The sequence below is a fragment of the Rhizobium sp. PK7-22 genome (genome assembly GCF_056530405.1).
Genome location: NZ_CP096514.1, coordinates 293,620 through 312,049, shown reverse-complemented (window position 1 = coordinate 312,049; position 18,430 = coordinate 293,620). Strand labels below are relative to the sequence as shown.

20 protein-coding genes are annotated in these 18,430 nt (G+C 64.4%); 14 read left to right on the top strand and 6 right to left on the bottom strand.

All coding sequences use genetic code 11. The features are described 5' to 3' along the window. Positions 1 to 99 precede the first annotated feature (99 nt). Positions 100 to 2,823, bottom strand: coding sequence for a preprotein translocase subunit SecA (secA, locus tag M1E10_RS06305; protein ID WP_499175527.1), 2,724 nt, complete (start codon positions 2,821 to 2,823; stop codon positions 100 to 102). A gap of 247 nt (positions 2,824 to 3,070) precedes the next feature. Here secA and M1E10_RS06300 point away from each other — a divergent pair, with 247 nt between their 5' ends. The 6 genes from M1E10_RS06300 (at position 3,071) to M1E10_RS06275 (ending at position 7,065) form a co-directional block, all read left to right on the top strand. Beyond that, on the top strand, positions 3,071 to 3,916 hold the full coding sequence (locus M1E10_RS06300) for a peptidylprolyl isomerase (protein ID WP_499175526.1): 846 nt from the start codon (positions 3,071 to 3,073) through the stop codon (positions 3,914 to 3,916). 80 nt (positions 3,917 to 3,996) lie between these two features. Next, positions 3,997 to 5,238, top strand: a complete 1,242-nt coding sequence (argJ, locus tag M1E10_RS06295; RefSeq protein ID WP_499175525.1) for a bifunctional ornithine acetyltransferase/N-acetylglutamate synthase — start codon at positions 3,997 to 3,999, stop codon at positions 5,236 to 5,238. Between the two features lie 7 nt (positions 5,239 to 5,245). Continuing rightward, a complete protein-coding gene (locus tag M1E10_RS06290; RefSeq protein WP_499175524.1) occupies positions 5,246 to 6,022 on the top strand; it encodes a GNAT family N-acetyltransferase in 777 nt (258 codons plus the stop codon). Beyond that, positions 6,019 to 6,432 carry a (deoxy)nucleoside triphosphate pyrophosphohydrolase gene (gene mutT / locus M1E10_RS06285; RefSeq protein ID WP_499175523.1) on the top strand — a complete coding sequence of 138 codons (414 nt, stop codon included), beginning with the start codon at positions 6,019 to 6,021 and terminating at the stop codon, positions 6,430 to 6,432. The genes M1E10_RS06290 and mutT overlap by 4 nt, the downstream gene beginning before the upstream one ends. 104 nt (positions 6,433 to 6,536) lie before the next feature. Beyond that, complete coding sequence (locus M1E10_RS06280; RefSeq protein WP_499175522.1) at positions 6,537 to 6,854, top strand: hypothetical protein; 318 nt, start codon at positions 6,537 to 6,539, stop codon at positions 6,852 to 6,854. 37 nt (positions 6,855 to 6,891) lie between these two features. Beyond that, positions 6,892 to 7,065: a Flp family type IVb pilin gene (locus M1E10_RS06275; protein ID WP_499175521.1), complete on the top strand. Its 174-nt coding sequence runs from the start codon at positions 6,892 to 6,894 to the stop codon at positions 7,063 to 7,065. Here M1E10_RS06275 and M1E10_RS06270 read toward each other — a convergent pair. Continuing rightward, entirely contained in the window at positions 7,062 to 7,952 is an 891-nt protein-coding gene (locus M1E10_RS06270; protein ID WP_499175520.1) for a methyltransferase domain-containing protein, read from the bottom strand. The two genes, M1E10_RS06275 and M1E10_RS06270, sit on opposite strands and share 4 nt — an antisense overlap. A gap of 62 nt (positions 7,953 to 8,014) precedes the next feature. On the opposite strand from M1E10_RS06270, the gene M1E10_RS06265 reads away from it, so the two are divergent. Genes M1E10_RS06265 through M1E10_RS06250 form a run of 4 tightly spaced genes read left to right on the top strand, consistent with a single transcriptional unit; the run spans position 8,015 to position 10,392 of the window. Beyond that, a complete protein-coding gene (locus tag M1E10_RS06265; RefSeq protein WP_499175519.1) occupies positions 8,015 to 8,788 on the top strand; it encodes a ComF family protein in 774 nt (257 codons plus the stop codon). Between the two features lie 57 nt (positions 8,789 to 8,845). After that, positions 8,846 to 9,103, top strand: a complete 258-nt coding sequence (grxC, locus tag M1E10_RS06260; RefSeq protein ID WP_499175518.1) for a glutaredoxin — start codon at positions 8,846 to 8,848, stop codon at positions 9,101 to 9,103. Positions 9,104 to 9,112: 9 nt separating this feature from the next. Next, positions 9,113 to 9,967, top strand: a complete 855-nt coding sequence (locus M1E10_RS06255) for a carbon-nitrogen hydrolase family protein (RefSeq protein WP_499175517.1) — start codon at positions 9,113 to 9,115, stop codon at positions 9,965 to 9,967. Further along, positions 9,964 to 10,392, top strand: coding sequence for a DUF1178 family protein (locus M1E10_RS06250; RefSeq protein WP_499175516.1), 429 nt, complete (start codon positions 9,964 to 9,966; stop codon positions 10,390 to 10,392). The genes M1E10_RS06255 and M1E10_RS06250 overlap by 4 nt, the downstream gene beginning before the upstream one ends. Positions 10,393 to 10,501: 109 nt before the next feature. On the opposite strand, the gene M1E10_RS06245 is transcribed toward M1E10_RS06250, so the two are convergent. The 4 genes from M1E10_RS06245 to M1E10_RS06230 all read right to left on the bottom strand — a co-directional run bounded on the left by M1E10_RS06245 (position 10,502) and on the right by M1E10_RS06230 (position 12,302). Then, positions 10,502 to 10,801: a type II toxin-antitoxin system RelE/ParE family toxin gene (locus tag M1E10_RS06245; RefSeq protein WP_499175515.1), complete on the bottom strand. Its 300-nt coding sequence runs from the start codon at positions 10,799 to 10,801 to the stop codon at positions 10,502 to 10,504. After that, entirely contained in the window at positions 10,798 to 11,067 is a 270-nt protein-coding gene (locus M1E10_RS06240) for a ribbon-helix-helix domain-containing protein (protein WP_499175514.1), read from the bottom strand. Before M1E10_RS06240 ends, M1E10_RS06245 begins: the two co-directional genes overlap by 4 nt. A 62-nt stretch (positions 11,068 to 11,129) precedes the next feature. Next, positions 11,130 to 11,876: a bifunctional 2-polyprenyl-6-hydroxyphenol methylase/3-demethylubiquinol 3-O-methyltransferase UbiG gene (ubiG, locus tag M1E10_RS06235; RefSeq protein WP_499175513.1), complete on the bottom strand. Its 747-nt coding sequence runs from the start codon at positions 11,874 to 11,876 to the stop codon at positions 11,130 to 11,132. Positions 11,877 to 11,879: 3 nt separating this feature from the next. Then, complete coding sequence (locus tag M1E10_RS06230; RefSeq protein WP_499175512.1) at positions 11,880 to 12,302, bottom strand: hypothetical protein; 423 nt, start codon at positions 12,300 to 12,302, stop codon at positions 11,880 to 11,882. Positions 12,303 to 12,894: 592 nt separating this feature from the next. On the opposite strand from M1E10_RS06230, the gene M1E10_RS06225 reads away from it, so the two are divergent. The 4 genes from M1E10_RS06225 to ptsP all read left to right on the top strand — a co-directional run bounded on the left by M1E10_RS06225 (position 12,895) and on the right by ptsP (position 18,426). Further along, on the top strand, positions 12,895 to 13,779 hold the full coding sequence (locus M1E10_RS06225; protein ID WP_499175511.1) for an alpha/beta hydrolase family protein: 885 nt from the start codon (positions 12,895 to 12,897) through the stop codon (positions 13,777 to 13,779). A 160-nt stretch (positions 13,780 to 13,939) separates the two neighbouring features. Continuing rightward, entirely contained in the window at positions 13,940 to 14,596 is a 657-nt protein-coding gene (locus tag M1E10_RS06220) for an SH3 domain-containing protein (RefSeq protein ID WP_499177100.1), read from the top strand. Between the two features lie 202 nt (positions 14,597 to 14,798). After that, positions 14,799 to 16,073, top strand: a complete 1,275-nt coding sequence (locus M1E10_RS06215; protein WP_499175510.1) for an aspartate kinase — start codon at positions 14,799 to 14,801, stop codon at positions 16,071 to 16,073. 85 nt (positions 16,074 to 16,158) lie between these two features. Continuing rightward, a complete protein-coding gene (gene ptsP / locus M1E10_RS06210) occupies positions 16,159 to 18,426 on the top strand; it encodes a phosphoenolpyruvate--protein phosphotransferase (RefSeq protein WP_499177099.1) in 2,268 nt (755 codons plus the stop codon). The last annotated feature ends 4 nt before the right edge of the window (positions 18,427 to 18,430 follow it).

Sequence of the window (18,430 nt, the reverse complement as noted above, 5' to 3'; positions counted from 1 at the left end):
GTCGACCGTTCATTCTTCCGTTCTCCACAGGGGCCGAAACGACGAATGCCGCCCGGAGGCGGCATTCTGCGCAGTCGCGGCGATCTCAGGAGCGTTGGCTTACGCCTCCTGCTCGAAGGCGCCGTGGCAGTGCTTGTACTTCTTGCCGGAGCCGCAGGGGCAGGCCTCGTTGCGTCCGACGCGACCCCAGGTTTCCGGATTGGTCGGATCGCGATCGTCCGGCGGCACCTGCAGGCCGGAATCATTGCCGCCGGCGAAATCGTCGTCACCTGTGGTGGCGTCGATATGATGGGCTTCCATGACGGGAGGAGTCTCCGGGGGCGGCGAGGCGTCGCGTACCAGTTCCACCCGCATCATTTGGGCCGTCACCGCCTCACGCAGGTTGACCAGCAGCGCCTGGAAGAGCTCGAAGGCCTCCGATTTGTATTCCTGCAGCGGGTCACGCTGGGCATAGCCGCGGAAGCCGACGACGGAGCGCAGGTGATCGAGGTTGACGATATGCTCGCGCCACAGGGTGTCGAGCGTCTGCAGCACGACGGAGCGCTGAACATAGTTCATCACCTCGGCGCCGAAGCGCTCATGGCGGTCGGCGGCGGCCTTGTCGGCTGCCATGGTGATCCGCTCGCGGATGTCTTCCTCGGCGATCCCCTCTTCCGTAACCCACTCCTGGATAGGCAGGTTCAGGTTGAGGAGGCGCTCGACGTCCGTCTTCAGGCCGACTGCATCCCACTGCTCGGCATAGGCCCGCTCTGGGATGTGCTTGGCGACCATAATCTCGATCACCTCGTTGCGCATGTCGGACACGATTTCCTCGAGACCCGCGGCGTCGGCATCCATCAGCTCGATGCGCTGCTCGAAGATGACCTTCCGCTGGTCGTTGGTGACGTCGTCGTATTTCAACAGGTTCTTGCGGATGTCGAAGTTGCGCGCTTCAACCTTCTTCTGGGCGCGTTCCAGGGCCTTGTTGATCCAGGGGTGGACGATCGCCTCGCCCTCCTTGAGGCCGAGCTTCTGCAGCATGCCGTCCATGCGGTCGGTGCCGAAGATGCGCATCAGGTCGTCCTGCAGCGACAGGTAGAACTTCGAGCGGCCGGGGTCGCCCTGGCGTCCGGAACGGCCACGCAACTGGTTGTCGATACGGCGGCTTTCGTGGCGTTCGGTGGCGATCACGTAGAGGCCGCCGGCGGCCAGCGCCCGCTGCTTCAGAACCTTGATCTCGTCGCGGATGACGGCTTCCTTGGAGTCGCGCTCCGGACCCGGCTCCATGCCTTCCAGATCGCGCTCCAGGCGCATGTCGAGGTTGCCGCCGAGCTGGATGTCGGTACCGCGACCGGCCATGTTGGTGGCGATCGTTACCGCGCCGGGAACGCCGGCCTGGCTGACGATATAAGCTTCCTGCTCGTGGTAGCGGGCGTTGAGAACGTGGAAGTTCTCGAAGCCCGACTGGCGCAGCATGGCGGCCAGGAGTTCGGATTTCTCGATCGAGGTGGTGCCGACGAGAACCGGCTGGTCGCGTTCGTGGGCCGCCTTGATCTCGACGATGATCGCCTTGAACTTCTCCTCGAAGGTCCGGTAGACCTCGTCGTCTTCGTCGATACGCTGGATCGGCAGGTTGGTCGGCACTTCGACGACTTCCAGGCCGTAGATGTTGCCGAATTCCTCGGCTTCCGTCGAGGCCGTGCCGGTCATGCCTGCAAGCTTGTCGTACATGCGGAAGTAGTTCTGGAAGGTGATCGACGACAGCGTCTGGTTTTCCGGCTGGATCTTCACCTTTTCCTTGGCTTCCAGCGCCTGGTGCTGGCCTTCGGAATAGCGGCGGCCCGGCATCATGCGGCCGGTGAACTCGTCGATGATGACGATCTCGTCGTTGCGGACGATGTAGTCCTTGTCGCGGTTGAAGAGCTTGTGGGCCTTCAGCGCGTTGTTGATGTGGTGGACGATGGCAACGTTCTCGACGTCGTAGAGACTTTCGCCCTTCAGCAGTCCGGCCTGGCGCAGCAGGTTTTCGAGCTTCTCGGTACCGACCTCGGAGAAGTTCGCGGAGCGCTGCTTCTCGTCGATCTCGTAGTCTTCCTCGCTCAGCAGCGGAATGAAGGCATCGATGGTGGTGTAGAGATCGGAACGGTCGTCGAGCGGCCCGGAGATGATCAGCGGCGTGCGCGCTTCGTCGACGAGGATGGAGTCCACTTCATCGACGATCGCGTAGTTGTGGCCGCGCTGCACCATCTGGCCGCGGTCGAACTTCATGTTGTCGCGCAGATAGTCGAAGCCGAGCTCGTTGTTCGTTGCGTATGTGATGTCGCAGGCGTAGGCCGCGCGGCGCTCGTCGTCGCTGATGCCGTGAACGATGACGCCCGTCGTCATTCCGAGGAAACCGTAGAGGCGGCCCATGGTGGCGGCGTCGCGGCTGGCCAGGTAGTCGTTGACGGTGACGACGTGAATGCCCTTGCCGGAGAGCGCGTTCAGATAGACGGAAAGCGTCGCCACCAGCGTCTTGCCTTCACCGGTCTTCATTTCGGCAATCGATCCGTCGTTGAGGATCATGGCGCCGGTCAGCTGGACGTCGAAGGGACGCATGCCAAGAACCCGGCGCGAGGCCTCGCGAACCACGGCGAAGGCCGGCACGAGGAGATCGTCCAGCGTCTTGCCCGCCGCCAGCTGCTGGCGGAACTCCGCGGTCTTGGCCGCCAGCTCCGCATCGGAGAGCGCCTTGGTCTGATCCTCGAGGGCATTGACAGCCTCCACCGAGGATTTGTAGGAGCGTACACGGCGCTCGTTTGCAGAGCCGAATAGTTTGCGGGCCAAACCGCCAAAGTTGACCATCAGAATGGTCCTTTCCCAACATCTTTACTAAGATTGCGAAGCTGCAGACCGGGTTTTATAGTCCGGTAAACCCCCGCCGCGCCCGGAAACTCTTCTGGACGCAAAGTTGCGTGACAGATAAGAGGGGGGTCGAATGATGTCAACGGTGACGGCCGATACACAAAGGCCACATTCCGATGTTTGTGAAGGCATTCCGGCCGGTTTCAGGCGCTTCTGAGACCGGTGTCCAATCTCGAAAGGTGACTTGATGTTGCGCCACAAATTCCTCGCTTCGGCTGCGCTTGCTGTCGTGGTTTCCTTCAGCGCTCCTGCCTTTGCGCAGGAAGACGCCATTGTCGCCAAGGTCGGCGAAATGGAGATCCGCCAGTCCGAGCTCGATCTTGCCATTGCCAACCTTGACCCGCAGCTGCAGCAGCTTCCCGATGAGCAGAAGCGCGTTGCCGCGCTTTCCGGCGCCATCGACGTAAAGCTGCTTGCCCAGGGTGCCGTCGATGAAGGTATCCGAGATACCGAAGACTTCAAGAAGCGCATGAGCTACATCACCGACCGCGAGCTGCACAATTCCTATTTCCGCACCCATGTGGTGGATGCCGTGACCGATGACGAGGTCAAGGCGCGCTACGAGAAGGAAATCGCGGCTCTTCCGAAGCAGGAAGAGGTCAATGCCCGCCACATCCTGGTGAAGACCGAGGAAGAGGCCAAGGCGGTCATCGCGGAACTCGACGCCGGCAAGGACTTCGCCGAACTTGCCAAGACAACCTCGGAGGACTCCAACAAGTCCGACGGCGGCGACCTCGGCTGGTTTGCCAAGGGCCGCATGGTTCCCGAGTTCGAGGAAGCAGCCTTCGCGCTGGAAAAGGGCACCTACACGAAGACGCCGGTCCAGTCGCAGTTCGGGTTTCACGTCATCAAGCTCGAGGATCGCCGCGACGTTCAGCCGCCGGCCTATGAAGAGGTCGAGCCGCAGATCCGCCAGCTGGTGATGCGCGACAAGTATCTCGCACTGATCGCGGAAGCCAAGACCGAGCAAAAGGTCGAGATCATGGACGAAGCCCTGCGCAAGGGCTATGAGGACGTGAACAAGGCTCTCTGAGCCAGACGCGCTTCAGCAAAGGGCCCGCCGTTCGCGGGCCCTTTGGCTATTCTAGGAAATCTGTCGGTCCGGGTTGTCTCATGTCCACTTCCGTTTCGCCCCTCGCTCCCAAGTCCTATCCCGAAATGCCGGCCTTGCGCGGCGTCCGCATGGCCACTGCCGCGGCCGGCATCAAGTACAAGAACCGGACGGATGTGCTGCTGATGGTCTTCGACCAGCCGGCGGCCGTGGCCGGGGTTTTCACCCGCTCCAAATGCCCCTCTGCCCCCGTCGACTTCTGCCGCGGCAACCTGCCGCAGGGCGCGGCGCGGGCCGTCGTCGTCAATTCGGGCAATGCGAACGCCTTTACGGGCGCCAAGGGTAGAGCTGCGACGGAACTGACGGCGCAGTCGGCGGCCGCTGCCGTGGGATGCTCCGAGGCGCAGGTCTATCTGGCTTCCACCGGCGTCATCGGCGAGCCGCTCGACGCGACAAAGTTTGCCGGCGTACTCGGCGACATGCACACTGGCGCGCAGCCGGACTTCTGGCTCGAGGCCGCCAAGGCCATCATGACCACCGATACCTACCCGAAGGTCGCCACGCGCTCCGCCGAGATCGGCGGCGTGGCGGTGACCATCAACGGCATTGCCAAGGGTGCCGGCATGATCGCGCCCGACATGGCGACCATGCTTTCCTTCGTCGTGACGGATGCCGATATCGACGCTGCCGTGTTGCAGTCTCTCCTGTCGGCCGGCGTCGAACCGACATTCAATTCCATGACGGTCGACAGCGATACCTCGACGTCGGACACGCTGATGCTGTTTGCGACCGGTGCGGCGGCGGCCGACGGGCAGGGCAAGGTGACGTCCGTTGACGATCCGCGGCTCGCCGGCTTTCGGGCCGCGCTGAACGATCTTCTCAAGGATCTTGCGCTGCAGGTGGTGCGAGACGGCGAAGGCGCCCGCAAGATGGTGGAGATCACCGTCACGGGTGCCGAGACCAACCAGGCGGCCAAGCGCATCGCGCTGTCGATCGCCAATTCACCGCTGGTGAAGACGGCGGTTGCCGGTGAAGACGCCAACTGGGGTCGCATCGTCATGGCCGTCGGCAAGGCCGGCGAGATGGCCGACCGGGACCGGCTGGCGATCTGGTTCGGCGACGTGCGCGTGGCCGTCGACGGCGAGCGGGATCCGCATTACTCGGAGGCTGCCGCGACCGCCGTGATGCAGCAGGAAGACATTCCGGTCCGGGTCGATCTCCGGCTCGGCACCGGTTCGGCTACCGTCTGGACCTGCGATCTCACGAAGGAATATGTCGCCATCAACGGCGACTACCGGAGCTGAGGTGACCATGCAGGCAAGCTCCCCCGCCAGCAATCTGCCGCTCGTCCGGCGCCTGGAAGCCGTCGGCTTTCGCGCCTGGCCGGCTGCGACCGTCATCTACGACGGCAGCTGGCAGGTGCGGCTGGCCGGCGGCCACCCTTCCAAACGGCTCAATTGTGTGGTGCCGCTCGACCCCTCGGACTGCCGCGACATGGACCTGCGACTGGAGAAGGCCCGCAAGCGCTTCCAGTCCTATGGCCGGCCGCTGCTGCTGCGGCAGACGCCGCTGGCATCACCGCAGCTGATCGAACACCTTTCTGCTGAGGGCTGGGAGCGGTTCGAGACGGTGAAGGTGATGACCACGGAGCTGGCCGGACTGGCGCTGCCGGATGCCATCGACCATTTGCCGAGCCATGACATCGGCCGTTTTGTCGATGCGAGCCTTTCCGTCACGGGCGAGGATGCGGGGCTGAAGCCGGCGCTGGCGGAGGTGCTGAGCGCCATCAAGCCGCCGAGCGGCCTGTTCGTCATGGAGGAGCCGCCGCATGGTCCCGTGGCGGTCGCTCTTTGCGTGCAGGACAACGATCTTGCCGGCATCATGGAATTTGCCGTGGCCGAGCCCTTTCGCCGGAAAGGGCTCGGGCTCGAGATCCTGACCTCGGCACTCCGCTGGGCGCGCATCAGCGGCGCCCGGGCCGCCTGGCTGCAGGTGCTCGACAGCAATGCTCCGGCGCTTGCGCTCTACCGCAGGTTCGGTTTCCGCGAGGCCTACGAGTACCACTATTGGCGCGAGGTGCAGCGATGACGGTCGAACCCCGGCGCCTGCTCCTGGTGGCGGCCTGCGCACTTGTCGATACGGACGGGCGCATCCTGCTGGCGCAGCGTCCGGAGGGCAAGAGCCTTGCGGGTCTCTGGGAATTTCCGGGCGGCAAGGTGGAGATTGGCGAGACGCCGGAGGAGACCCTGGTCCGCGAGCTGGAGGAAGAGCTCGGCATCGTCACGAAGATCGCCTGCCTGGCGCCGCTGACATTCGCCAGCCACACCTACGACAGCTTCCACCTGCTGATGCCGCTCTACATCTGCCGGCGCTACGAGGGCATTCCCGCCGGGCGCGAGGGACAGGCGATCAAATGGGTGCGCAGCCGCGACCTGCGCTCCTACCCGATGCCGCCGGCGGACGAGCCGCTGATCCCGTTCCTGCAGGACTTGCTTTAATGTCACGCCCGCGGCCCGAATTGGAACGCCGTTAACAGATCGTTTATCCAATTGTCTTAACGTTGTCTTTCACCAAGGCAGTAATTGCGTGACGAGGCTTTGAGATGGACGATGAACTCTGGAAGACCGTGCGTGTCCGCCAGCGGACGTACAGATCCGGCAGGACCGGCGCCCTCAATATTGCACTGCTGTTCGGAACGGCGGCGATCGCACTTTCCCTGATCGTCACGCCGATGCTCGCCGAGAACCGCGACGACCGCAACCTGGCGCATGTGCAGGAGGAGTTCGACCGCATCACGACCGGCTCCATCGCGCCGTCCGGTTCAGACTCGAAACACTACACGATCCGCCGCAGCGTCCTGCAGGAAACCCCCGGCTCCGTCTGCATCATCCAGCCGTATGATGTCGGCAGCCGCTGCTGAGCGGTCACGACCGCAGGGCCCAGCGAAAGGAAATCGAATGCGTCTTCTCCGGTCCCTGTCGCAGTCGAACGAAGGTGCGACGGCGATTGAATATGGCCTCATCGCCGCCATGATCGCCGTTGCGCTGATCGCCGGCGTCGGCGCCTTCTCCGATGCCCTGCTCAACGTGTTCGGCACCGTCGAGGAACGGCTCGATACCGTTACCGACTAGCGATCTCCGTTGTCGGCGTCCTTCGGGACACGCAGCGCATCCGCAAGCCGCATCTTGGCCGATCCCGGCTTCAGCGGCTGCTGCTGGCTTTCGTGCGGCGCCCAGCCGGACGCGTAGATGATCGAGAAGGTTGCCCTGATCCGCCCGTCGGGATCGGAATAGCGCTCCGCATAGAGTTCCGCCGCCCGCAGGAAGAAGCGCCGCCCGACAGGGGTGCGGCTGCGGCCCGTCAGCGGATTGGCCATGCCCATGGCGCGGATGTCGCGCATCAATGCAAAGAGAGAATCGTAGCGGACGGTGTAGGTCTCGACGTCGATGACAGGCAGGGCAAATCCCGCCCGCTGCATCAGGGCGCCGATATCGCGCACATCGGCGAAGGGGATGACACGCGGGCTTGCGCCGCCCGTCATTTCCGCCTCGGCTGCCAGCAGCACGTCGCGCAGTTCGCCGAGTGTCCCGCCGCCGGGGATGGCGGCCATGAACAGGCCGTCCGGCTTCAGGGCACGGCGCACGCGCACCAGCGTTCCGGGCATGTCGTTGACCAGATGCAGCGAGAGCGGCGAGACGACGAGGTTTACGGAGGCTGCATCGAGGGGCACGTCGTCGAGGGGGGCAATCTTGATGCTCACGCCGGGCGATGCGAAACCGGGACTTGTCTCGATGCGTTCGAGACTGCCGACCTTGCCGGTTTCCAGCACCTGACGGGCGACCGTACCGGTGCCGCCGTGCAGTTCGGCGGCGGTGTCGAAGTACCGTTCGACGACGGAAAGCCGCTCGGCGATCTCTTTGGCCGCGATCTCGAGCAGGAAGCCCGCGCCGGTATCGCCGGCGGACACCGCCCGTTCGCGTCGCGCCGTTGCCAGCGCCTGATCGAAAATTATCTCCATCTTGCCTTACGTCCTCAAGAATCTGTTGCGCAAAGGCGCGTCGGCGGTCCTAATGTCAATCCATGGCGGCAGATGACACAGAGACAGCGTCGAAGCCCGTGCTGCGGTTCCCCGCCTGGCTGCGGTGGATCGGCGATCTCGTCTATCCGCCGGTCTGCCCCGCATGTGGGGTGCTGACCGGGCGCCATGCAAGCTTCTGCCCGCGCTGCTGGCGCGAGATCCGTTTCATCGAGCGGCCCTATTGCGAGGTGCTCGGCATCCCTTTCAGCTACGATCCCGGCGACGGCATGGTTTCGGCGGAGGCGATTGCCGAGCCTCCGGTGTTTGATCGGATGCGGAGCGTGGCGATCCACGAGGGACCGGTGCGCCATCTGGTCCATGGCCTGAAGTACCGAGACCGGACGGATCTGGCGCCGATGATGGCGCTCTGGATGCTGCGCGCCTCCGACGGACAGGTGGCGGCCTGCGACGCCATCGTGCCGGTGCCGCTGCATCGCCGGCGGTTCGCCAGCCGCAAGTTCAATCAGTCGGCCGAGCTTGCCCGGCACCTGTCGCGCCAGTCGGGCCAGCCTTTCCTGCCGCGCACGCTGGTTCGGGTCAAGAATACCGCGCGGCAGGTGGGCCTGACGGCGCATGCCCGGGAAGACAATGTCAGGGCCGCCTTCCGGGTCGTGGCCGGACGCGAAACGGACGTCGCCGGCAAGCACATCGTCCTCGTCGACGACGTCTATACGACGGGCGCAACCGTCTCCTCCGCATGCCGGGCCTTGCGCCGGGCGGGTGCGGCGGAGGTCACGGTTTTGACCTTTGCAATGGCGGTGGCCGGGCCTATATGAAGGTCGGAAGACAATGTTTACACGGCATTTCCTGAAGGCCGTGCGCGGAGAGAATTCATGGCAGACGTTACCATCTATACCCGTCAGGGCTGCGGATATTGCTCCCGGGCGAAGTCGCTCCTGTCCTCCAAGGGCGTCGACTTCACCGAGCATGACGCAAGCTATTCGCAGGAATTGCGGCAGGAGATGATCGAAAAGGCCAACGGGCGTTCGACCTTCCCGCAGATCTTCATCAACGGCGAACACGTCGGCGGCTGCGATGAGCTGCATGCGCTCGACCGTTCCGGCAAGCTCGACCCGATGCTCGCCAACTAGGAGACCGACATGGGGTTCAAGGCCGCCGCCATCCAGATGTGCTCTGGCGTCGATCCGCAGAAGAACGCGGCCGACATGGTGCGCCTTGTCCGCGAGGCGGCGGGTCAGGGCGCGGTCTATGTCCAGACGCCGGAGATGACCGGTGCGGTGCAGAAGGACCGCGCGGGGCTGAGGGCGGTGCTGAGGGACGAGGCCGGCGACATCATCGTCGCGACCGCCCGGAGCCTGGCGCAGGAGCTCGGCATCCATGTGCATGTCGGCTCGACCGCCATTGCGCTCGACGACGGCAAGATCGCCAACCGGGGCTTCCTGTTCGGCCCCCATGGCAGCCGCATCTGCACCTATGACAAGATCCACATGTTCGATGTCGATCTCGACAACGGCGAGAGCTGGCGCGAAAGTGCTGCCTACCGCCCCGGCGAGACGGCGCGGGTTGCCGAACTGCCGTTTGCCAAGCTCGGCTTTGCCATCTGCTACGACGTCCGCTTTCCGGCGCTGTTTAGAACCGAAGCGGTGGCCGGCGCCGAGGTGCTGACGGTTCCGGCAGCCTTCACCCGCCAGACCGGCGAGGCGCACTGGGAGGTCCTGCTGCGGGCCCGCGCCATCGAGAACGGCGCCTTCGTCATCGCGGCGGCGCAGGCCGGCGTCCACGAGGACACCCGCGAGACCTACGGGCACTCGATGATCATCGATCCCTGGGGCAAGGTGCTGGCATCGGCCGGCGGCAGCGGCGAGGGAGTGGTGCTGGCCGAAATCGATGTCGATCAGGTCAAGGCCGCTCGGGCCAAGATCCCCAATCTCAAGAACGCCCGCGACTTCACGCTCGACACCGTGGCGGCGGAGGCGGAAGGGGCAGCCGCTTGATCCGCTATTCCCTCGTCTGCGACAACGACCATGCGTTCGAAGGCTGGTTCTCGGAGGGCGCCGATTTCGACCGGCAGGTCGCGGCCGGCTTCCTGACGTGCCCGACCTGCAACTCCGCCGCGGTCTCTAAATCGCTGATGGCGCCGTCGGTCTCGACGGCACGGCGCAAGGACGAGAAGCGGGCGGTGGCCATGGACATGGCGCAGAAGCAGGTGATGGCGAAGCTGCGCGAGGCGGTGACGGCCATCAAGGCCAATGCCGAGGATGTCGGCGAGAAGTTTCCCGAAGAAGCGCGCAAGATCCACTACGGCGAGGCGGACGCCCGCGGCATCATCGGCAAGGCGAGTGTCGAGGAGGTGCGCGCGCTGGTCGACGAAGGCATCGAGGTGGCGCCGCTGCCGGTGCTGCCGGACGATGCGAACTAGCGCTTCGGCAAGCTTATTTCCATTTCAAAGATCCGCCAGCCAAACTCCGGTCCGGCGCTTGTCCTACATTTCCGGCAGAGTGTAGCAGCCAAGGGGGGCAGGGGGACGTTTAGTCGTCCGAAAAGAGAATTGTCTTGTAATCGCGCGCCCCGTGGATGACGCGCAGGATCTCTATCCGTTCCCCACCCATCTCGTAGAAGATCAGATATTGCCCGAATGGCCGCCGGCGAATGACGCGGTCCGATCGATGGGGAAGACGGGCAAATGCCTTGGGACTGTCCGCGAGTTTGAAGCACTTCGCCTGGATCTCATTCACGAAGCTTTCGGCGCGCTCCGGATTGGAGGCTGCAATATACTCACCGATTGCCACGAGGTCCTCGATCGCTTTGCGAGCGAGGACGACCCTCATATCTTTTCGGCCTCCAAGCCGAGCCGCGAGCGAACCTCCGCGAAAGCGTCATCGATCGGCGAGTATCGGCCTGCTTCTATGTCATCGATGCCCGCCTGGAGTGCGGCATCAAGCTTCTGTTGGGCAAGACCGCGTTCCCGGCGTCTGCGGATCAGGTCTTCGACGTAGTCGCTCGGCGAGGCGAAGGATCCGCGCTCCACCTCGTCGCGGACGAAATCCTCGATGTCCGGCTCCAGCGTCACTGTGATTTTTACGGCTTCCGACATGATTTCCATTCCCAACTATGGGGCAGTTTACCACAGCCATCGCCTGCCGCAAAAGCGGCCGTTCACCCCTGCTTCTTCGCCAGCATCATGTAGTTGACGTCCATGTCGGGCGAGAGGTTCCAGCGGTCCTGGAGCGGGTTGTAGAAGACGCCGGTGCGGTGGATGATCTCCATGCCGCCGGCCGTGAGGGGCGCCTCGATCTCCTGCGGCTGGACGAGCTTCTCGTACTGGTGGGTGCCCTTCGGCAGCCAGCGCAGGATGTTCTCGGCGGCGAAGATGGCCAGCGCGCGCGCCTTCAGCGTACGGTTGATGGTGGCGACGAACATCAGGCCGCCGGGCTTCACCATCGAGGCGCAGGTGCGCATGAAGAAATCGACGTCCGCCACGTGCTCGACCACCTCCATGTTGAGGATCACGTCGAACATCTCGCCGGCGTCTGCCAGATGCTCGGCGGTGACGGCGCGGTAATCGACGGTGACGCCGGTTTCGGCCGCATGGGTCTGCGCAATCCGGATGTTCTTTTCCGACGGGTCGGCACCGACCACCGTGGCGCCCATGCGAGCCATTGGCTCGGAGAGAAGGCCGCCGCCGCAACCGATGTCGAGGACGCGCAGGCCGGTAAGCGGCAGGTGGTCCCTGGCATTGCGGCCGAAATTTTCGGAGACGCGGTCGCGGATGTAGGCAAGACGCACCGGGTTGAACTTGTGAAGCGGCTTGAACTTGCCGGTCGGATCCCACCATTCCGCGGCCATGGCGGAGAAACGGTCGACCTCGCTCTGGTCGATGGTTGTCTTGGCAGCATCGGTCATGGGTCATTCCTTCTTCTTGGCGTTTGAAGTCGGATGACGGCGGCTTGAAGTCAAGAGGCTGGTTGCCGCAGCGGACGGCCAGGGCCGGCTGGCAAGCTGCCTGAGCTGCTTTCCTGACGTTTTTCTTGAACTCGCAGCTTCGAGTTCCTGTCTGGCGTGGGTCTGGTAGACCGCGTAGTTGTCGTCCTCCTGGGCGGCGATACAAGCGGGCAATCGCGCGCAGGCGTTTCCGGACATTCCCAGCAGTTGCTGGGCCTGAACGGCACCTCGCGTGTGACGGCTTGGCTGCATCGGACCGGTGCAGGCCTTGTCGCGCCGACACTTGCGGATGCCGCAGAGAATGAAGGGCACATTCAGCTTCGTTGCCACACAACGATGCAGCAGTTCGTGGTGCTGCGTCCGCAGCAGCTCGTATTCCGATGCCATTGCCGTTCTCCCTGTCCAATACCCTTTTTCGTCCCGCAAGCCCCGCCGCCCTGTGATCCTGGTCGATCGGCTGCTCCCGCGTCATCGTCATTGCGGCGCAATTTCGCCAGACAGACTCCGCCCTTGGCGATGTTGATCTTTCAGTTCGGCCGGGACACGTCGTGTGCCTCGAATGAAATTTTTATATGTGACACGCGACGTGCCCCGTTCGGTGTTCTTTGCCAACGCAACTCCGGCTCCTCTGCTTCCGCCCCCGTTGCCGAGGCCGGTTTGTGTGCGACACACGCACGCCCCGCCGTTTGCAGGCGAGAGGGGAGCCACTTTCTGCGCAGCCCTGCAGGACGTGCTTGCATCACGACAAGCCCTGCAGGCACCGGCTCCGCTTCGCCGGCAATGCGGGCCGGTGTAGCCGAGGCGGAACGGCACCAGTCTAGGCGCAGGTCTTGGGGGTGTGGACGAAGGAGGACGAAAATTCGTGCAAGCGGTTGATTTCAAACGAAACAGCTTTTCGAGATGTCCCCGCCTTCAGCGTGCTTGACCAGTTTCGCGAGCTGAGGAACTCTGCGGCGGACAGGGGGACGTGGACATGGGCATGACACCAGAGAGGCTGAAGGCGCTGCTTGCCTTCGAGGCGCTGTCGTCCACTCTTGAGGACTTGGTCAGCGCGCCCGCCGAGGGCCATGTCATGGAGCGGCTGCGGTTCCGGCTTCCCGACGGTCGGCCGGTGCGCGGCCTGCTGACGCGACCGCCTGGGCCAATGCAGAGGCGCCCGGCGATCCTGCATTGCCACGCCCATGGCGGACGCTACGACATCGGCGCGGCAGAACTGCTCGATGGGCGTCCGGCGCTTCTCGATCCGCCTGGTCCGGCGTTGGCGCGCGAGGGCTTCGTGGTGCTGTCGATCGACATGCCGACCTTCGGCGGGCGCGCCGACGAAAAGGAAGACGCCGCCGCGAAGGCGGCGCTTTGGCACGGCAAGACGCTTTTCGGCCGAATGGTGTCTGAACAGGCTGCGGCGCTGAGCTGGCTTTGCAAGCGGCCGGACGTCGATCCCGACCGTATCGCGGTCACCGGGCTGTCGATGGGGGCGACGCTCGCCTATTTCCTGGCGGCCGTCGATCCACGTCCCGCGGCGGTGGCGCATCTCTGCTGCTACGCCGATCTCGCCGCCCTGGTGGACACCGGGGCGCATGACCTTCATGGCCACTATCTGACGGTGCCGGGACTGCTGCGTGAGACCTCGACGGGGGAAATTGTCGGGCTCGTGGCGCCGCGACCGCAGTTGATCTGCGTCGGCGCGGACGATCCGTTGACGCCGCCTGCGGCCGTCGCGACGGCGTTGCAAGCCACCCAGGCTGCCTATGCGGATGCCGCGGCGCAGGCGTCGCTGGTCTTCCTGTCGCAACCGGACGTCGGGCACCGGGAAACCGCGGCCATGCGCCGGGCACTGATTGCCTTCCTGCACAACTATCTTTGAGGAGCGATCGCCTGTGAGCGCGGATGAAGCTTCCCATCGTTCATGGCCCGTTCAGGGCGCATGGGGAACAATGGCACTCGTCAAGCATTGAGCGGATCCAACTGCCGGAAAGGCAGGTTGCATGGGTTTCGCAGGAGGAACACAGGTGAAGACATTTCTGATGAGCGCTGCCGCGGCCTTGTGCGCGCTGGTTGCCGTGCCTTCGATCGCCGATGCGGCGGTGCGCGGATTTTCGACTGCCAACGTCAACATGCGCTCGGGTCCGAGCACCTCCTATCCGGCGGTGACGGTCATTCCGGTGGGCGCACCGGTCACCATCCATGGCTGCATGAGCAGCGTGAACTGGTGCGATGTGGCCTTTTCCGGCGGGCGCGGCTGGGTGTCGGGCAATTATGTCCAAGCTGCCTATCAGCAGCGTCGGGTAAACGTCGGTCCGCGCTACTACCAGCCGCTCGGCATTCCAACGGTAACCTTCCAGGTTGGCAACTACTGGGATCGCCACTACCGGGGCCGGGACTTCTACCGCGACCGTGATCGCTGGGACAGGGGTGGTCGTGGCCCGGATCGGGGCGGTTGGGATCGTGACCGCCGAGACCGGGACCGGGGCGACTGGGACCGCGACCGGGACCGTAGCGACTGGGACCGGGATCGCCGAGACCGGGATCGCGGCGACAGCGGCCGCGATCGGTGGGATGGCGAACGGAGCGACAGACGCGGCGACCCGGCTCAGCTCGGAAGCGGCGAGGTCCGCGTCATCGAACGGCAGGACGGCGGGCTCTGCCCCGTCGGCGACGAGCGCTGCCTGCGCCAGGACTGAACCGCTTTCGCCACGTGCCTGGCACGGGCAACGCGAACTGGCGGGCTCCCATGGAGCCCGCCTCGTCCTGACGCGACGGCTGGAGCCTGTCGTGCCATTGCGCACGCTACCCCTTTTCGATATGAGACCGCCAAATTCCGTTCTCACGACACGGATGTAGACAGACGCTCCCTGGCGGGGCGAACGGGTGGTATTGGTCAGCATGGCTCGCATCGTCATGAAATTCGGCGGCACGTCGGTCGCCAATCTGGAGCGCATTCACAATGTGGCGCGCCATGTGAAACGTGAGGTCGACGCCGGCCACGAGGTGGCGGTGGTCGTCTCGGCAATGTCGGGCAAGACCAACGAGCTTGTCGGCTGGGTGCAGGACATGCCGAAGGTCGCCGGCGCCAATTCTCCCTTCTACGATGCGCGCGAATATGACGCCGTCGTCGCATCCGGGGAGCAGGTCACATCCGGAATCCTGGCGATCGCGCTGCAGTCGATGGGCGTCAATGCCCGATCCTGGCAGGGCTGGCAGATCCCGATCAAGACCGACAACGCGCATGGCGCTGCGCGCATCCAGGAGATCGACGGTAGCGATATCGTGCGCCGGATGGGCGAGGGCCAGGTGGCGGTCGTCGCCGGCTTCCAGGGGATCGGCCCGGACAACCGCATCGCGACGCTCGGGCGCGGCGGCTCCGACACGTCGGCGGTCGCGATCGCTGCCGCCGTCAAGGCCGACCGCTGCGACATCTACACCGATGTCGACGGGGTCTATACCACCGACCCACGGGTCGTGCCGAAGGCGCGGCGGCTGAAGAAGATCTCTTTCGAGGAGATGCTCGAGATGGCGTCGCTCGGGGCAAAGGTCCTGCAGGTGCGGTCGGTCGAGCTTGCCATGGTGCACAAGGTTCGGACCTTCGTGCGCTCCAGTTTCGAGGATCCCGATGCACCGGGCATGGGCGACCTCATCAACCCGCCCGGTACTTTGATTTGCGACGAGGAAGAAATCGTGGAACAGGAAGTCGTCACCGGCATCGCCTATGCCAAGGATGAGGCGCAGATCTCGCTCCGTCGGCTTGCCGACCGTCCGGGGGTTTCGGCAGCAATCTTCGGGCCGCTGGCCGAGGCGCACATCAACGTCGACATGATCGTCCAGAATATCTCCGAGGACGGGTCGCGCACCGACATGACCTTCACGGTGCCGTCCGGCGACGTTCAGAAGGCGCTGAAGGTGCTGGACGACAACAAGGCGACCATCGGCTTCGACGTGGCGCAGAACGAATCAGGCCTCTGCAAGGTCTCGGTGATCGGCATCGGCATGCGCAGCCACGCCGGCGTTGCGGCGCTCGCGTTCAAGGCACTTGCTGAAAAAGGCATCAACATCAAGGCGATCACCACCTCGGAAATCAAGATTTCGATCCTGATCGACGGCGCCTACTCCGAACTCGCGGTTCGGACTTTGCATTCTGCCTACGGTCTCGATAAGAGTTGATCTTGAGCCGACAGGCCATGCCCCGCGGTCGTATCGCAGCGGGCCTGTCGGGTGGGATCGACTTTTTTCGGGAGCATCTATGCCGATGAGAGACCTGTCGGCTGGTCCGCGCGTTCTGCTGCGCCGGCTGCGCGAACTGATGGCGGAACCGCTGGATCCGCAGGAGCGGCTCGACCGCATCGTGCGGCAGATCGCCAGCAACATGGTGGCGGAAGTCTGCTCCGTCTACGTGCTGCGCTCCGACGGGGTGCTGGAGCTCTACGCCACCGAAGGTCTCAATCCGGAAGCCGTCCACCTGTCACAGCTGAAAATGGGGCAGGGACTTGTCGGCACCATTGCGGCCTCGGCGCAATCGCTCAATCTTTCGGACGCCCAGGCTCACCCCGCATTCCGCTATCTGCCTGAAACGGGCGAAGAAATCTATCATTCCTTCCTCGGTGTGCCGATCCTGAGGGCCGGCCGCACTTTGGGCGTGCTCGTCGTCCAGAACAAGACCAGCCGGACCTATCGGGAAGACGAGGTCGAGGCGCTGGAAACCACCGCCATGGTGATCGCCGAGATGATTGCGACCGGGGAACTGAAGAAGATCACCAAGCCGGGGCTCGAGCTCGACCTGACGCGCGCCATCACCATCGCGGGCGACGGTTACAGTGAGGGTATCGGGCTAGGCCACGTGGTGCTGCACGAGCCGCGCGTGGTGGTGACCAATCTGCTCAACGAGGATGCCGACAGCGAGGTGCGGCGACTGGCCGAGGCACTGGGATCGCTGCGCATCTCGATCGACGACATGCTGTCCCGGCGCGACGTGGCAACGGAGGGGGAGCACCGCGAGGTGCTGGAGACCTTCCGGATGTTTGCCCACGACCAAGGCTGGGTCCGGCGCATGGAAGAGGTGATCCACAACGGTCTGACGGCGGAAGCGGCGGTCGAGAAAGTGCAGAGCGACACCAAGGCGCGGATGATGCGGTTGACCGACCCTTACCTGCGCGAACGCATGCATGATTTCGACGACCTCGCCAACCGGCTTTTGCGGCAGCTGACCGGATACAGCGGGCGCGCCATGGGCGAGGGACTGCCGACGGACGCGATCATCTTCGCCCGGGCGATGGGGGCGGCCGAGCTTCTCGACTATCCCCGCGATCACCTGCGCGGCCTGGTGCTGGAGGACGGCGCCGTCACCAGCCATGTGGTCATCGTGGCACGTGCCATGGGGATTCCGGTGGTCGGCCAGGCGGCGGGCGCCGTGGCGCTGGCCGAGAACGGCGACACAGTCATCATCGACGGCGACGACGGGCAGCTGCATCTGCGGCCGATGGCGGACCTGCAGAAGGCCTATGAGGAGAAGGTGCGGCTGAGGGCGCGCCGGCAGGAGCAGTTCCGGGCGCTGCGCGACGTCGAACCGCTGACCAAGGACGGCAAGCGCATCAGCCTGATGATGAACGCCGGACTGATGGTGGACCTGCCGCAGCTGGCTGAATCGGGCGCCGACGGTATCGGGCTGTTTCGCACCGAACTGCAGTTCATGATCGCCTCGACGATGCCGAAGCTCGAGGAGCAGGAGGCCTTCTACCGCAATGTCATCCGCCAGGCCGGCGGGCTGCCGGTGACATTCCGGACGCTCGACATCGGTGGCGACAAGGTGGTGTCCTACTTCAGGAACCACGAGGAAGAGAACCCGGCGCTCGGCTGGCGGGCGATCCGCCTGTCGCTCGACCGGCCCGGGCTGTTGCGCACGCAGCTTAGGGCGCTGCTGCGGGCTTCCGCCGATTCGGAGCTGAAAATGATGCTGCCGATGGTGACCGAGGTGGCCGAGATCCATGCGGTGCGCGAGCTCCTGCAGAAGGAGGTGCAGCATCTTTCGAAATTCGGGCACAGCCTGCCGCGCCGACTGCAGTTCGGCGCCATGCTGGAGGTGCCGGCGCTGATGTGGCAGCTCGACGAGCTGATGGCGGAGGTGGACTTCGTCTCGGTGGGATCGAACGACCTCTTCCAGTTCTCGATGGCCGCCGACCGTGGCAATGCCCGCGTCTCCGACCGGTTCGACATGCTGGGCAAGCCGTTCCTCAGGATCCTGCGCGATATCGTGCGGGCGGCGGAGCGCAACCAGACGGCGCTGACGCTTTGTGGCGAAATGGCCGGCAAGCCGCTCTCGGCCATGGCGCTGCTCGGGATCGGCTTCCGGGCCGTGTCGATGGCGCCGACATCGATCGGTCCGGTCAAGGCGATGCTGCTGTCGCTTGACGTCGACAGACTGGCGGAGGAACTGCATGCGGCACTCGACGACAAGCGCTCGCAGGAGCCGATCCGCACGCTTCTGACCCGCTTTGCGTCAGAACACGGTATAGCCCTCTAAGAAG